Below are 13,097 nucleotides of genomic sequence, written 5' to 3' on the forward strand. Positions count from 1 at the left end.
CCCCTAACCTCGCTGCTACGCAGAATAACGTCGTAAGTTGCGTGGGGCAAAGCGGCGAATGGTCCGAACACTCAGGAGTCCCTTTTTATGCGCTACATGATGACCTACGACCTCATGGAAACCATGCGCAATACCAACCAGTGGTTGGGCGCAACGGCCAGTTCGATGGCATCTTACCCGCTGTTTTCCATGGTGCCAAACCCTGCTTTCAACTGGATGGCAGCGTGGGGCGAGGTTACGGAACGCACCTTTCAGCGCATGATCGTCAAGCCCGACTGGGGCATCCGCACCTTCACCTGCGAAGATGGCAAGGATCACCTTGTCGACATTACCACCGTCATTGAACGCCCGTTCGGCGACCTGATCCATTTCCGGGTCAATGGCCGCGAAGAACAACCGCGCAAAGTGCTGCTTGTTGCGCCCATGTCCGGTCACTATGCCACCCTGCTGCGCTCGACCGTCAAAAGCCTGCTGGTGAATTGCGAGGTCTACGTAACCGACTGGCATAACGCGCGTGATATCCCTGTGTCCGAAGGCAAGTTCGATGTCGAGGATTACACGCTTTATCTTGTCGATTTCATGAAGGCGCTCGGGCCTGACACAAATGTCATTGCGATTTGCCAGCCTGCACCGCTGACGCTGGCGGCAACCGCCTATCTGGCCGAGCACGACCCCAAGGCCCAGCCCAGCACCCTGACCCTGATCGGCGGCCCGGTCGATCCCGACGCCACCCCGACCGAAGTGACCGATTTCGGACGCCGGGTTACCATGGGCCAGCTGGAAGAAACCATGATCCAGCGCGTCGGTTTCAAGTACAAGGGCGTGGGCCGCATGGTCTATCCCGGCCTGCTGCAACTGGCCTCGTTCATGTCGATGAACTCCGACCGCCACTCCAAGGCGTTTTCCGATCAGATTCAACGCGTCATGCGTGAAGAGGCGTCGGATCACGACGCCCACAACCGGTTCTACGACGAATATCTGGCCGTCATGGACATGACCGCCGAATTCTATCTGTCCACGGTGGAACGCGTGTTCAAGAACCGCGAGATCGCCCGGAATGAATTCGTGGTTGCTGGCCACAAGGTGGATATCGGCAAGATTACCGACGTTGCCGTCAAGTCCGTCGAAGGCGCGAATGATGACATTTCGGCACCGGGCCAATGTATCGCCGCACTGGACCTTTGCACCGGCCTGCCGGAAAGCAAAAAGGCCAGCCATGTGGAACCCGGTGCAGGCCATTACGGTATCTTTGCGGGCCGCAGCTGGCGCGACAATATCCGCCCGCTGGTGATCGATTTCATGAACGAGAACAGCCGTAAGAAACCAAGCCGCCGCGCAGCAAACAAAAACACGGCGGCCTGATCCATGACCGGGAAAACCGTCACGGATCTGGGGTTTTCCTGCGAATGCGGCGCATTGCGCGGCCATATCACGGCAGCGGGTGTCAAATCCGGCACCCACGTCGTCTGTTACTGCCCCGATTGCCGTGCGGCAGAACTGTATTTTGATCAGCCCGACCCGGCGCCCGGCCCCGTTGATATCTTTCAACTCAGCCCGGACGCCGTCGTGATCAGCGAGGGCGCTGATAATCTGGCTGCAATGCGCCTAAGTCCGAATGGCATGTTCAGATGGTATGCAGGCTGCTGCAACACCCCCATCGCAACAACCATGACGACACCCAAACGCCCCTTTGCGGGGTTCAACACTAGACGGGTTGCGGAAAATGACAGTCTGGGGCCGGTCGTGACACGGGGCTTTGTGCCTGACGACACCGGCAAACGAAAACACCAGAATATCGCCCCGGCAGTCTGGGGACTTGTCTGCCGCATGGTATCGGCGCGCGTTTCAGGACGCTGGCGCAAGACCCCGTTCTTTGACGCGCAAACCGGCGAACCTGTCACCCAGCCCAAAATCCTGACAAAAGAAGAACGCAACAGGCTTTACGACTAAGACAGTCGCACCGGTGCCTTCATCCAACTTTCCAACGCTTCGGTTACAATCTCCGGCGTTTCCAGCGTGGGCAAATGACCTGCAGTTTCAACAACCTGCAGCTCTGCCCCCGGTATCAATTCGGCCATGAACGTGTGCTTTTTGGGCGGCGTCAATCCGTCATGCGCCCCGCACAGGATCAGTGTTGGCACCTTGATCTTGCGTAGCGTGCTTTGCTGATCGGGCCGTCTTTGCAATGCGCGCATCTGCTGCACGAACAGATCGGGGCCCATCTCATTCGCCATGGTCAACATCTCGTCAAGGATGGCCATGCGGTCCGGACCCGGAGCCAGCGTCTCGGGGCGGATCACCTGCTGCATCACGTCCTCCAGCCGCCCGGCCTGCGCACCGACGATCAGCGGTTCCCGACTGGCCGCAATCTGCGGCGTATCCGCATGGGCGTCCGTCGACATCAGACACAGGCGTGACACCCGATCCGGCGCGCGACGAATGATCTCCAGCGCCACAACGCCACCCATGCTCAGACCGGCCAGCGCAAACCTGAATGGAAGTTGATCCAAAAGCCCCGATGCAATCTCTTCAATCCGCTCACCGCCCGAAACCGGAGCAACCATCACAGCCCGGTCCCGGGACAGGTACTGCAACTGATGCCGATACAGCCGCGCGTCACACATCATTCCAGGCAACAACACCAGCGGTTCGATCATTTCTGCCTCTTGCTCAAATGGACTTTTTGCTCACGATGAAGGTACTGCACGTGTCCGGCAAGAGGAAGTTCAGGGATAGAGAATCCCCCGAAACGGCGGAAAATCGGCGTATCGCGTGCGCCGGGTTTGCAACGTCTCTTCCGGCTCTTCCCCCGCGATCAACAGACGTCCGCGCGGCGCGATGTAACTGTCGATCCGCCGCAAAGGCTTTGGGCGCCACACCAGATTGAACGCGCACAGCTTGGGAAAAAACCAGATTTCCGAGTAATCCAGATGGTCGTGCATCCACCACGCCAGATCCCGCCAGTCGCGCCCCTGATCATAGCGATCCGCAAACCACGGGATCACGATCGACGCCCCGGCAATCCGCGCGTCCCCCTCTCCGCGGTCCCAGATATGGCATTCCAGCGGATGATCGTTGCGGGCGCAGTTCAGCTTGTTTTCATTGCCGAACCGGTTCAGCGAAGGCGACCGATAGCCCGAGCGTACCGCAACCCGGCCAAAGGTCTCCTCAAGCGGGTCCAGCAACGTCTGACAAAACGCCCGTCCCGTCTCGATGGCAAGGTCCGGGTTTTCGGGAATGTTCTGCTTTTCGTGAAAACTTCCGATCTCGGAATACAGAAAATCCCGCATGTAGAAATGCCGGGACAGACGCACGCGTCCAAGGGTCTCAAGGCTCCACATGCTCCCCGGTTTGCGCATTGTCAGTATCCGTTCCAGCGGAATTCGCCGTTGGGCCCCAGAGAGGAAAAGGGGTTAAAGGCGATTTCCCAGATCGTTCCGTCCGGCGCGCGAAAATATCCGTGATGGCCGCCCCAGAACACGTCCGCTGCGTGTTTCAGAATCTGTGCCCCGGCCTCCTCTGCCCGTTTCAGCAAGGCCGCAACATCCTCTTTCGCCGGGCAGTTATAGCTCAGGGTCAGCGCCCCCTGCCCCAGTGTCGCAATATCAACGCCGATATCCTTGGCCAGAGCCGCCAGCGGATAAAGCCCCAAAGTCTGACCAATCAGATCAAAGACGATCACGCCATCCGGGCTGTCGACCCGCCGCCAGCCAAGCATCTCATAGAATCCGGCAGCGGCCTCCGGGTCTTCGACCCCTACCGTGATCAAGCTTACACGCTGCTCCATCACTCTATCCCCTGCTCTTTTAGCCACTCAAGTATCCCCTTGGTCATCGGATCAGTCTGCCCAGGCGACATCAGATCCCCGGCCACGACATGCGAGGACGGATCGTCCTCCGGCCCCATCGTCACCAGTTGCACCTTGGACGAACCACCCCAGTTTTCCGCAACTTCCTGCGTAAGGTCTGGCCTTACGACCTGATCGTCCATCGAGAACCAGAACAGCGCCGGAATCTGTGCGCTTTCGAAATCAAGCGCAAAAACCTCGGCCACCAGTGCGGACATGGGCACAATCGCCTCCCATGAATAGCGGGTGGTCCAATACAGGTTCTTGTCCGGGTCAGGGCTGGACACATCGCGTTCCCCTCCCAAAAGGGCAGGCAACCAGTGCCGCGCCCATGGCAGGGTCGGCACCCAAGCGGCCACGGTATTGACGCCAAAGTTCGGCGAGACAAAAACCATCGCCGCCACCCTTTCGCTCAACTCGGTATCTAGGGCCGCAGCCGCAGCCAAAGTCCCGCCTGTTGAGGTCGAGATAACTATAACCTGCTCGCCAACGGCGCGCGCTGCAGCCAATGCCTCTGCCGTATCCTCCATCCAGCCCGAGGCCGTCCCCTCAGCCATCGCGGCACTGCCCCGCCCATGGCCTTGCAGGCGGGTATAGACCAGATTGGCACCCAACGCGTCAGCAACCCGATCCGGCACGGGCCTGATTTCTTCGGACGTGGCAGAGAAACCGTGGATATACAAAACGGAATACGGCGTCCGCTGCTCTTTCGCGCCCTCCTGCCAGATCACCCGTTTTTCGACACCCGGCACGATATCGTCAAAGGCCGATTCCGTGCTTTCGAAATACACCTGCACCCCTTCACCGAATTTGCGCGGATCAAAGCGGGGCGTCAGGTTCACCTCTTCCCTCGGTCCGAACCAGTAGACAAGACCCCCGACGACAATCAGCGAGATCAGAACGCGCCCGAGAATCCAGCCAAAGCGGCGCATCAGCCTTCCCCCATCACATTCAGAACGGCATCTTCGATCAGGCCCAGACACGGCCCATCCGAAAACCTGTGATCGGCATCCTTGACCAGAAGCAGCCGGATATTCTCCCCGCTGACATGCTCCAAAAGCCGCACCGCCGTTTCGGTGGAAACCGCAGTATCCGCCGTACCCTGCAGAAACCGCACAGGAAATGGCAGGTTCAGCGGATCGCGCAAGACCAGACGCTGCCGCCCATCCTCGATCATCCGCTTGGTGATGATGTAGGGCTCCATGTAATCCGATGGCAGTTCCACGTGACCCACGGATTCAAGCGCCGCCTTCTGTTCCTGCGTAAACGACGCCCAATATCCGTCCTCGGTAAAGTCTGGCGCAGCCGCGATGGTGACCATTCCGGCAATCCGCTCCGGCATCCTGCGGGCCAACAGCAACGCCTGCCACCCGCCCATGGACGATCCGACAACGATCAGCGGCCCATCGGTCAACGCCGATACCGCCTCTATCGTGTCTTCATGCCAGTCCCCGATACAGCCATCTTCGAATGCACCCGAACTTTCGCCATGCCCGGAATAGTCAAACCTCAGAAACCCCTGCCCGCGCCCCTGCGCCCAGGCTTCCAGATGCACCGCCTTGGTGCCCTCCATATCCGACTTCAGCCCACCCAGAAAAACGATGGTCGGCCCCGCCCCGTCGCTTTTGTGATAGGCCAGCTTCCGCCCCTGCACCGTTTCCAGAAAATTCGTAGCCGCCATAATGACCTCACACCTTTTGCCGCATCATGCACGCCACGTGCCCAAGTGCAATTCGCCCAATCTTCTTCTTGTTCCAAATACGGCGGGTCTGGCTCCTTGCTTCCTCCCTTGACACACGCGCACACGCCTGCCACATGACCTGCACACACATAACCCGCAACCGGGCGTTCAGTGGGCGCCAAACCGACGAGGAGAGCCAGCCATGGCCCTGGATGCAAAATCCGTCTCACTCACCTTTCCCGATGGCAATGCACGTTCCTATGACGCAGGCGTAACGCCCGCGCAGGTCGCTGCTGACATCTCCACCTCTCTGGCCAAAAAGGCCATCTCGGCCACGGTCAATGGTCAGCACTGGGACCTGCAATGGCCCATCGAAGCTGATGCCGACATCGCCATTCACACCATGAGGGACGAGGTTCAGGCGAACGAACTGATCCGCCACGACTTTGCCCATATCATGGCGCGCGCCGTGCAGGAAATCTGGCCTGACACCAAGGTCACCATCGGCCCGGTGATCGAGAACGGCTGGTACTACGACTTTGATCGCGCCGAACCCTTCACGCCCGAAGACCTCGGCCTGATCGAGAAAAAGATGAAGGAAATCATCAATAAGCGCGACGCGGTTACCACGGAAATCTGGGACCGTCAGCGCGCGATCGATTTCTACACCGCCAATGACGAGCCCTATAAGGTCGAGCTGATCGAAGCCATTCCCGGCAACGAACCGCTGCGCATGTACTGGCACGGCGACTGGCAGGACCTGTGCCGCGGCCCGCACCTACAGCACACCGGCCAGCTGCCCGGCGACGCCTTCAAACTGATGAGCATCGCGGGCGCATACTGGCGTGGCGACAGTTCACGCGCGATGCTGCAACGCATCTACGGCGTGGCCTTCACCGGCAAGGAAAAGCTCAAGGCGCACCTGCACATGCTGGAAGAGGCCGCCAAGCGCGACCACCGCAAGCTGGGCCGCGAGATGGACCTGTTCCACATGCAGGAGGAAGCCCCGGGCCAGATTTTCTGGCACCCCAACGGCTGGACCGTCTACACCCAGTTGCAGGACTACATGCGTCGGCAGCAGCGCAAAGGCGGTTATGTCGAGGTCAACACCCCGCAGGTCGTCGACCGCAAACTGTGGGAAGCCTCGGGCCACTGGGACAAGTATCAGGAAAACATGTTCATCGTCGAAGTGGACGAAGAGCATGCCCGCGAAAAAGCGATCAATGCGCTCAAGCCGATGAACTGCCCGTGCCACGTGCAGATCTTCAATCAGGGCCTGAAATCCTATCGTGACCTGCCTCTGCGTATGGCCGAGTTCGGCTCGTGCAACCGATACGAACCCTCGGGTGCCTTGCATGGGATCATGCGCGTACGCGGATTTACGCAGGATGATGGGCATATCTTCTGCACCGAAGAACAGATCGAATCCGAGACCGCCGAATTCATCCGCTTCCTGTCGGAAATCTACAAGGATCTGGGTTTCGAGAAATTCTCGGTCAAATTCTCGGATCGCCCCGAGAAACGCTCAGGCTCGGATGAGGTCTGGGACAAGGCCGAGGCCGCGCTGCTCAGCGCCACGCGCGCTGCTGGCATTGAGCCGGAATTGAACCCCGGCGAAGGTGCCTTTTACGGGCCCAAGCTGGAATTTGTCCTGACTGACGCGATCGGGCGTGACTGGCAATGTGGCACACATCAGGTGGATTTCGTTCTGCCAGAACGTCTGGACGCCACCTATATCGGCGCTGATGGCGGCAAGCACCGTCCTGTGATGCTGCACCGGGCGACACTGGGATCGTTCGAACGTTTCATCGGCATCCTGATCGAAGAACACGCCGGTAAGCTGCCGTTCTGGCTGGCCCCACGTCAGGTTGTCGTGGCCTCGATCACCTCGGACGCAGATGACTATGTGATGGAAGTTGTCGAAGCGCTGAAATCCGCAGGCGTCCGCGCCGAGGCGGATATCCGCAACGAAAAGATCAACTACAAGGTCCGCGAACATTCAGTGGGCAAAGTGCCGATCATTCTGGCCGTTGGTCATCGCGAAGTCGAAGAGCGCACCGTCAGCGTCCGCCGTCTGGGTGAAAAGCAGACGCAGGTTCAGCCGCTTGAGGCTGTAACAATTGAGTTGGGCCGCGCCGCGACCCCGCCGGACCTGCTGTAACATTCGGCGGCAAAACGCCGGAAATCCGGCCCCGCACTAGGGGCCGGATTGAAATATTTTCTAATTTTTCGTTGAAAAACAATTTATTAACATTCAATAGTGCATGACACTCCCTGACGGGTATGTGAGACACGGGCTCGTGAATTTAACTTCGCGGCCAAGGCGTTAATTATAGTCCTGTCACAAACAGACATACGCAGTCACCAATAAGGATTACCGAGATGTCGAACACAGCAAAAACTCTTGCCATCGCAGGTGCCGTTGCAGCCGCAGTCGCTGGCGCCGCCACCACCGCCTCCGCACAAGCCAAAGAAAAGTGCTATGGAGTGTCGCTGGCCGGTGAGAATGACTGCGCCGCCGGCCCTGGAACCACCTGCGCCGGCACCTCGACCGTAGATTATCAGGGTAACGCATGGACCCTGGTCGATGCGGGCACCTGCGAAACCCTCGAACTGCCTGCACAGGCTGACGGTTCCGACCGCAAGGGTTCGCTTGAGGCGCTGGAACGCGACCTGCCAGCATAAAACTGGCAATATGAATGTAGGGGCGGGCAATCTGAGATCGCCCGCCCTCATTTTTCAAACCGGGAGCCTGACCAATGCTGGATAACGCGCAAAGATCAAATCGTTTGCCGTCAGCGCCCGGTGTTGGCTACAAGCCACAGCATTTCTCGCAGATACTGGATGACGCCGCGCCGGTCACATGGCTGGAAATCCACGCCGAAAACTACATGGGCGATGGTGGCCGGCCTCTGGCGCAACTGCGCCACCTTTCTGAACAGTTTCCAATTTCGGTCCATGGTGTCGGCCTGTCGATCGGCGGCGAGGGACTGCTGGACGCAGATCACCTTGCCCGGCTGAAACATCTGGTGGACTGGCTGAACCCGGCCAGCTTTTCCGAGCATCTGGCATGGTCCACCCATGACAGCCATTTCCTGAACGACCTTCTGCCCCTGCCCTACACCGACGCGACACTGACCCGTGTCTGCGATCACATCGAACAGGTTCAGGACACGGTCGGGCGGAAAATGCTGCTGGAAAACCCTTCCAGCTATCTGGCCTTTCAGGAAAGCACCTGGTCCGAGCCCGATTTCCTGCGCGAAATTTCCCGCCGCACCGGCTGCGGCCTGCTACTGGACGTGAACAATGTCTTCGTGTCCGCCACAAATCTGGATTTCTCACCCCAGGACTATATCGACGCCTATCCGCTGGAAAAAGTTGGCGAGATTCATCTGGGCGGTCATGACGAGGATGAGGATGACCATGGCCATCCCCTGCTGATCGACAGCCACGGGCGCGAAGTCGTCGATCCGGTCTGGGCCTTGCTTGACTATGTGCTGGAACGCTCCGGCCCCAAACCCATCCTCATCGAATGGGACACGGATGTCCCGGACTGGCCCGTTCTGCGGCACGAGGCCGTGCGCGCCGAAAACGCGCTGGCACGGATTCCATTATGACCGTTTCGCAAACAACCCTCCATGATGCCATTCTCGATGCATCAATACCGGTTCCATCCGGCCTCAGCGATGCGCACGCGCGCCCCGCGGGTCGCCGCTTCAGCGTTTATCGCAATAATGTGGCCGTCTCGCTGACCGAAGCGATGCATCAAGCGTTTCCGGTCATAGCCAAACTGCTGGGGTCGCAGAATATGGATGGTCTGGCGGGCATCTTCCTGCGCCGCCACCCCCCATCCTCGCCGCTGATGATGTTCTATGGCGATGCCTTCCCAGATTTTCTTGCCGGTATGGAGCAGCTTTCCCACCTTGGCTATCTGCCCGATGTCGCCCGGTTGGAACTGGCGCTGCGCGGCTCGTATCACGCAGCCGACGCACAGGCCATTTCCCCCGATGCCCTGAGCGTTCCGCCCGAAGACCTGATGCAGGCAAGGCTGACCTTTGCCCCCGCCCTGCAGGTGCTGCGTTCGCCTTGGCCGATCCATGCGATCTGGCGCTTCAATACTGAAGAGGCTGCACCGAAACCCGAACCGGGTGCGCAGGACGTTTTGGTCGTCCGGCCCGAATTCGACCCGATGCCACACCTTCTGCCCGCAGGCGGAGCGGAATGGATTGCAGCCCTGCAATCGGGACAAACCATTGGCGAAGCTTATGAAAAGGTTTCGTCCGCGGATCCGGATTTTGATCTGGGTGCCACACTCGCACTGCTTCTGCAGGGTGGTGCGATAACTTCTGTGACTATCGAAAGGCTGGATACATGACTGCGCTGATCACCCTTCACAACAGCGTCCTCGGGAAACTCGACCGGTCGTCAGATTTTCTGACACCGACGCTGGCGCGACTTGTTTTTGCTGCGGTCCTTCTGTTCTATTATTGGAATTCGGCAATGCTCAAGATCGACGGGTCGATCTTTTCTCCGTCCGCAGGCGCTTTCGGCCAGATTTTCCCCAAAGCTGCCGAAGCGGTTCTGTATGACGTCACCCAGATGAATATCTTTCAGCGGATCATCATCTTCTTTGGCACGATAGCCGAGTTTGTGCTGCCCGCCCTGATCCTCGTCGGCCTGCTGACTCGCCTGTCCGCTGTTGCCATGATCGGCTTTATCTGGGTTCAGACAATTGTAGACGTCGCTGGCCATGGTGTCGCCCTGGGCAGCCTGTTCGACAACTCGCTGGGCCTGATGGATCAGCGCACGATGTGGACGTTCCTGTTGCTTGTTCTTGTGATCAACGGCGCAGGCCCGCTTTCGCTGGACCGCATCCTACGCATCTCCTGACCTCAGAAATGTGCCTTGGGCTCGTCCGGTTTTCCCGCGGCGAGCCCCAAAATACCACCAAGCGCCGCAAATGAGATCGGGAACATAGTAAAGGCGTTGAATCCAAACGCATAATACATCCCCGCCGCCGACAGCATAAGCAGAATGCCCGCCACCAGGGCACGCGCATGGGCCATCGCCCCACCCGCAATCGCAAGCATCGGCGCAAGGATCGACATCACCTGAATCAGTTCGGCGTTTTCGACCTGCTCGGCGATACCATCAATTTCCCCGAACTGCTTGATCACCTCGACATAGCCGAACCCGAAAAACCCGACGATCATTCCGATCAGCCCGGCGACGACACCCAATATCATTGCGGCATTACGCATCTACAGTCTCCAAAACCACGGTAACGCAGATAGTTACGTTTTCACGCAACGCCAAGAGCATCGCGCGTATCCGCCGTCCAGCCCAGATACAATTGCCCGTCACGCTCGATCAGCGGCCGCTTCATCAGCGCCGGATGGTCAGTCAGCAACTCAATCGGTGGGCGTGCGCGCTCGGATTCACTCAATCCACGCCAAGTGGTGGAACGGGTGTTAAGCAAAGCTTCGCCGAATGCCTGCAGCGCCTGCATCATGGTTTCGGGCGGAACACCCTGTGCCCGCACATCCACAAGCTCTGCTTCCGGCAATGATTTCAATGCCTTGCGGCAGGTATCACAGTTTTTCAGGCCATACAGGCGCATAATCGCTCCACTTTCTTTTCCCAAAAGATCAGGCAAAATTTCGGGTTTCTTTGCGTAATTCTTGATTTTTTACATCACCATGCAATGTTGAAAAGGGCGAAACCCGCGGTCGTGACTGTTTCGAGTGAGTGCGAAACACGTTTCGGCAGTGATGACGTCAATTACTATCCCATTACTTTTTGGGACCACGTGTAAGTAGAAGGAGACACGGAAAAATGCCAACTGGCACCGTGAAGTGGTTCAATACGACCAAAGGCTATGGTTTTATCGCTCCTGACGAGGGGGGCAAGGATGTGTTTGTTCATATCTCGGCCGTAGAACGTTCCGGTCTGACTGGGCTCGCTGACAATCAGAAAGTCTCGTACGAATTGCAGGACGGACGCGACGGCCGCATGATGGCGGCTGATTTGAAACCGCTGTAATACCCATCCCGCCTTTGCGCGGGCGTATCTAAACAAGGTTAGCGGCCAATTTCCGGCCGTTAACCATCAAAATCTCCAAAACGATATGGGTTCGGTGTCAGGCCGGATCACGCTCGGGCTGTGTGAACCAGTTCTCGCCCATCGCCACGATGCAGGAAGTCCCGCTTGCATAGGTGACCACCAGCGTCCAGTCGCCGTCGGTGCTGGTCCAGACCTCCATGATCTGTTCAGGCCCCCGCATCCCCGACGCGGTCCGCGTCTCGCCAAACTGGTGCGACAGTTTCTGCCGCATCCTGTCCGTCGGCTCACAGATCACCTCGGCAATCGGTGAGGCTGCTGAGACCGGCCCAGCAAGCAAGGCCACAAGGCAGATCAAACCGGTTTTTGAAAACTGCGCCATGAGGCCAATGTAACAGCATCATGACGCAATGTATAGACAAACGATATGCGCGCTGCCAGCTCAGCCTTCGCGGATAACCGCCTCAAGCTCGCGCCATTCCCGCGCCGACATGCCCGAGTTTTCCTGTGTCACGTTCTCGCCCTTCAGCATCCGGCGCAGACAGTCGACCATTTGCGCCGACAGGTTCACGGCCCCCAGCCGATAATCCTCGAACGCCTTGTAGGCAAAGGGCACCCAGTCAGCGACAACCTTGCACATAGTTTCCGCATAGATGCGGATTTCGTACTGCGCATGCGCATCCGCCCGCAAACGCAGGAAATGGAACAGGTTGTGCAGATCGACCTTCCAGTACCACTGCGTATAGATATTCGCAGGCAGGTTCATCCGCGCCAGTTCGCGCGCCAATCCCTGCTGCCCGTCCTGACTGATCATCGCCTCGTAGTTATCGTAACACCGCGCGCTGTCGGCCTTGAGCAGTTCCAGCACCTGCGCGGCCTCGGCCCCTTCCAACGCACTTCCCCGCCCCTGATTGTTCACCTCGGATTGGGCCGCGACATGTTCCGGCGCGGGAATATAGAATTCACGGTCCAGAATAGAATAGCGCGCGGAATACTCATTGACGTTGGCAGTCCGATGGCGAATCCACTGACGCGCAACAAAAACCGGCAGCTTCACATGCAGCTTGATCTCGCACATTTCGAACGGGGTCGAATGCCAGTGCCGCATGAGATAGCGGATCAGCCCCTCATCGTTCTGCACCGACTTGGTGCCTTTGCCATAAGACACCCGCGCCGCCTGACAGATCGCGGCATCGTCGCCCATATAGTCGATGACACGGACAAATCCGTGATCAAGAACCGGATGCGCGGTATACAGATGCTCTTCCATTCCCGGCGCAACAACGCGGCGTGTCTGATGAGATTGCGCGCGCTGCGCTTCGATCTCGGCCAGTTGCTCGGGCGAAAGCGGCATGTGGAAGTCCTTTCCTGAAATGAGTCGCTCACCACTATATCTCGACCGCCTCGGAACAGGAACCGCCATATCGTGCGTCCTATGGGCGCAAAACCCGATGCGGGCGGTCCTCGCCTCATTTCTTCTGCCGCGCCCCTCGACAGGGCCGGACAGCG

At 58.5% G+C, this 13,097-nt stretch carries 17 protein-coding genes; 8 read left to right on the forward strand and 9 right to left on the reverse strand.

Annotated features, from left to right (window positions below; genetic code table 11):
- Positions 1–87 precede the first annotated feature (87 nt).
- Entirely contained in the window at positions 88–1,362 is a 1,275-nt protein-coding gene (gene phaZ, locus ACR0NA_RS02705) for a polyhydroxyalkanoate depolymerase (RefSeq protein WP_480725824.1), read from the forward strand.
- Between the two features lie 3 nt (positions 1,363–1,365).
- Positions 1,366–1,950, forward strand: coding sequence for a DUF6151 family protein (locus ACR0NA_RS02710; protein ID WP_480725825.1), 585 nt, complete (start codon positions 1,366–1,368; stop codon positions 1,948–1,950).
- Here the strand turns inward: ACR0NA_RS02710 and ACR0NA_RS02715 are convergent.
- The 5 genes from ACR0NA_RS02715 to ACR0NA_RS02735 all read right to left on the reverse strand — a co-directional run bounded on the left by ACR0NA_RS02715 (position 1,947) and on the right by ACR0NA_RS02735 (position 5,528).
- Positions 1,947–2,657, reverse strand: coding sequence for an alpha/beta fold hydrolase (locus ACR0NA_RS02715; protein WP_480725826.1), 711 nt, complete (start codon positions 2,655–2,657; stop codon positions 1,947–1,949). The two genes, ACR0NA_RS02710 and ACR0NA_RS02715, sit on opposite strands and share 4 nt — an antisense overlap.
- 69 nt (positions 2,658–2,726) lie before the next feature.
- Positions 2,727–3,341: a hypothetical protein gene (locus ACR0NA_RS02720; protein ID WP_480725998.1), complete on the reverse strand. Its 615-nt coding sequence runs from the start codon at positions 3,339–3,341 to the stop codon at positions 2,727–2,729.
- A 20-nt stretch (positions 3,342–3,361) separates the two neighbouring features.
- Complete coding sequence (locus tag ACR0NA_RS02725; RefSeq protein ID WP_480725827.1) at positions 3,362–3,787, reverse strand: VOC family protein; 426 nt, start codon at positions 3,785–3,787, stop codon at positions 3,362–3,364.
- Positions 3,787–4,779, reverse strand: a complete 993-nt coding sequence (locus tag ACR0NA_RS02730) for an alpha/beta hydrolase (protein ID WP_480725828.1) — start codon at positions 4,777–4,779, stop codon at positions 3,787–3,789. Before ACR0NA_RS02730 ends, ACR0NA_RS02725 begins: the two co-directional genes overlap by 1 nt.
- Positions 4,779–5,528: an alpha/beta fold hydrolase gene (locus ACR0NA_RS02735; RefSeq protein ID WP_480725829.1), complete on the reverse strand. Its 750-nt coding sequence runs from the start codon at positions 5,526–5,528 to the stop codon at positions 4,779–4,781. Before ACR0NA_RS02735 ends, ACR0NA_RS02730 begins: the two co-directional genes overlap by 1 nt.
- 202 nt (positions 5,529–5,730) lie before the next feature.
- On the opposite strand from ACR0NA_RS02735, the gene thrS reads away from it, so the two are divergent.
- The 5 genes from thrS (at position 5,731) to ACR0NA_RS02760 (ending at position 10,418) form a co-directional block, all read left to right on the forward strand.
- Positions 5,731–7,689 (forward strand): threonine--tRNA ligase, encoded by a 1,959-nt coding sequence (thrS, locus tag ACR0NA_RS02740; RefSeq protein ID WP_480725830.1) that lies wholly within the window; start codon positions 5,731–5,733, stop codon positions 7,687–7,689.
- A 221-nt stretch (positions 7,690–7,910) separates the two neighbouring features.
- A complete protein-coding gene (locus ACR0NA_RS02745) occupies positions 7,911–8,213 on the forward strand; it encodes a BufA1 family periplasmic bufferin-type metallophore (RefSeq protein ID WP_170651637.1) in 303 nt (100 codons plus the stop codon).
- Between the two features lie 74 nt (positions 8,214–8,287).
- Positions 8,288–9,145: an MNIO family bufferin maturase gene (gene bufB, locus ACR0NA_RS02750; protein ID WP_480725831.1), complete on the forward strand. Its 858-nt coding sequence runs from the start codon at positions 8,288–8,290 to the stop codon at positions 9,143–9,145.
- Complete coding sequence (locus tag ACR0NA_RS02755) at positions 9,142–9,903, forward strand: HvfC/BufC N-terminal domain-containing protein (RefSeq protein ID WP_480725832.1); 762 nt, start codon at positions 9,142–9,144, stop codon at positions 9,901–9,903. Before bufB ends, ACR0NA_RS02755 begins: the two co-directional genes overlap by 4 nt.
- Entirely contained in the window at positions 9,900–10,418 is a 519-nt protein-coding gene (locus ACR0NA_RS02760) for a DoxX family protein (protein WP_480450057.1), read from the forward strand. Before ACR0NA_RS02755 ends, ACR0NA_RS02760 begins: the two co-directional genes overlap by 4 nt.
- Before the next feature lie 2 nt (positions 10,419–10,420).
- On the opposite strand, the gene ACR0NA_RS02765 is transcribed toward ACR0NA_RS02760, so the two are convergent.
- Both ACR0NA_RS02765 and ACR0NA_RS02770 read right to left on the reverse strand, forming a co-directional pair.
- Entirely contained in the window at positions 10,421–10,789 is a 369-nt protein-coding gene (locus ACR0NA_RS02765) for a hypothetical protein (protein WP_170651633.1), read from the reverse strand.
- 41 nt (positions 10,790–10,830) lie between these two features.
- On the reverse strand, positions 10,831–11,148 hold the full coding sequence (locus tag ACR0NA_RS02770; protein ID WP_480450058.1) for an ArsC/Spx/MgsR family protein: 318 nt from the start codon (positions 11,146–11,148) through the stop codon (positions 10,831–10,833).
- 215 nt (positions 11,149–11,363) lie between these two features.
- On the opposite strand from ACR0NA_RS02770, the gene ACR0NA_RS02775 reads away from it, so the two are divergent.
- A complete protein-coding gene (locus ACR0NA_RS02775; RefSeq protein WP_170651631.1) occupies positions 11,364–11,570 on the forward strand; it encodes a cold-shock protein in 207 nt (68 codons plus the stop codon).
- 97 nt (positions 11,571–11,667) lie between these two features.
- On the opposite strand, the gene ACR0NA_RS02780 is transcribed toward ACR0NA_RS02775, so the two are convergent.
- Together ACR0NA_RS02780 and thyX are read right to left on the reverse strand one after the other, a co-directional pair.
- Positions 11,668–11,970, reverse strand: a complete 303-nt coding sequence (locus tag ACR0NA_RS02780; RefSeq protein ID WP_480725833.1) for a hypothetical protein — start codon at positions 11,968–11,970, stop codon at positions 11,668–11,670.
- A 60-nt stretch (positions 11,971–12,030) separates the two neighbouring features.
- Positions 12,031–12,942: an FAD-dependent thymidylate synthase gene (gene thyX / locus ACR0NA_RS02785; protein WP_480450059.1), complete on the reverse strand. Its 912-nt coding sequence runs from the start codon at positions 12,940–12,942 to the stop codon at positions 12,031–12,033.
- Positions 12,943–13,097 lie beyond the last annotated feature (155 nt).

The sequence above is a fragment of the Ruegeria sp. C11 genome (assembly GCF_056537725.1).

What these genes read in the sequence shown, in the direction of transcription:
- ACR0NA_RS02715 (WP_480725826.1), bottom strand. Translation starts at nt 2,657, where the DNA reads ATGATCGAACCGCTGGTGTTGTTGCCTGGAATGATGTGTGACGCGCGG.
- ACR0NA_RS02725 (WP_480725827.1), bottom strand. Translation starts at nt 3,787, where the DNA reads ATGGAGCAGCGTGTAAGCTTGATCACGGTAGGGGTCGAAGACCCGGAG.
- ACR0NA_RS02755 (WP_480725832.1), top strand. Translation starts at nt 9,142, where the DNA reads ATGACCGTTTCGCAAACAACCCTCCATGATGCCATTCTCGATGCATCA.
- ACR0NA_RS02780 (WP_480725833.1), bottom strand. Translation starts at nt 11,970, where the DNA reads ATGGCGCAGTTTTCAAAAACCGGTTTGATCTGCCTTGTGGCCTTGCTT.
- ACR0NA_RS02710 (WP_480725825.1), top strand. Translation starts at nt 1,366, where the DNA reads ATGACCGGGAAAACCGTCACGGATCTGGGGTTTTCCTGCGAATGCGGC.
- ACR0NA_RS02735 (WP_480725829.1), bottom strand. Translation starts at nt 5,528, where the DNA reads ATGGCGGCTACGAATTTTCTGGAAACGGTGCAGGGGCGGAAGCTGGCC.
- ACR0NA_RS02770 (WP_480450058.1), bottom strand. Translation starts at nt 11,148, where the DNA reads ATGCGCCTGTATGGCCTGAAAAACTGTGATACCTGCCGCAAGGCATTG.
- ACR0NA_RS02745 (WP_170651637.1), top strand. Translation starts at nt 7,911, where the DNA reads ATGTCGAACACAGCAAAAACTCTTGCCATCGCAGGTGCCGTTGCAGCC.
- thrS (WP_480725830.1), top strand. Translation starts at nt 5,731, where the DNA reads ATGGCCCTGGATGCAAAATCCGTCTCACTCACCTTTCCCGATGGCAAT.
- ACR0NA_RS02720 (WP_480725998.1), bottom strand. Translation starts at nt 3,341, where the DNA reads ATGTGGAGCCTTGAGACCCTTGGACGCGTGCGTCTGTCCCGGCATTTC.
- thyX (WP_480450059.1), bottom strand. Translation starts at nt 12,942, where the DNA reads ATGCCGCTTTCGCCCGAGCAACTGGCCGAGATCGAAGCGCAGCGCGCG.
- ACR0NA_RS02760 (WP_480450057.1), top strand. Translation starts at nt 9,900, where the DNA reads ATGACTGCGCTGATCACCCTTCACAACAGCGTCCTCGGGAAACTCGAC.
- bufB (WP_480725831.1), top strand. Translation starts at nt 8,288, where the DNA reads ATGCTGGATAACGCGCAAAGATCAAATCGTTTGCCGTCAGCGCCCGGT.
- phaZ (WP_480725824.1), top strand. Translation starts at nt 88, where the DNA reads ATGCGCTACATGATGACCTACGACCTCATGGAAACCATGCGCAATACC.
- ACR0NA_RS02775 (WP_170651631.1), top strand. Translation starts at nt 11,364, where the DNA reads ATGCCAACTGGCACCGTGAAGTGGTTCAATACGACCAAAGGCTATGGT.
- ACR0NA_RS02730 (WP_480725828.1), bottom strand. Translation starts at nt 4,779, where the DNA reads ATGCGCCGCTTTGGCTGGATTCTCGGGCGCGTTCTGATCTCGCTGATT.
- ACR0NA_RS02765 (WP_170651633.1), bottom strand. Translation starts at nt 10,789, where the DNA reads ATGCGTAATGCCGCAATGATATTGGGTGTCGTCGCCGGGCTGATCGGA.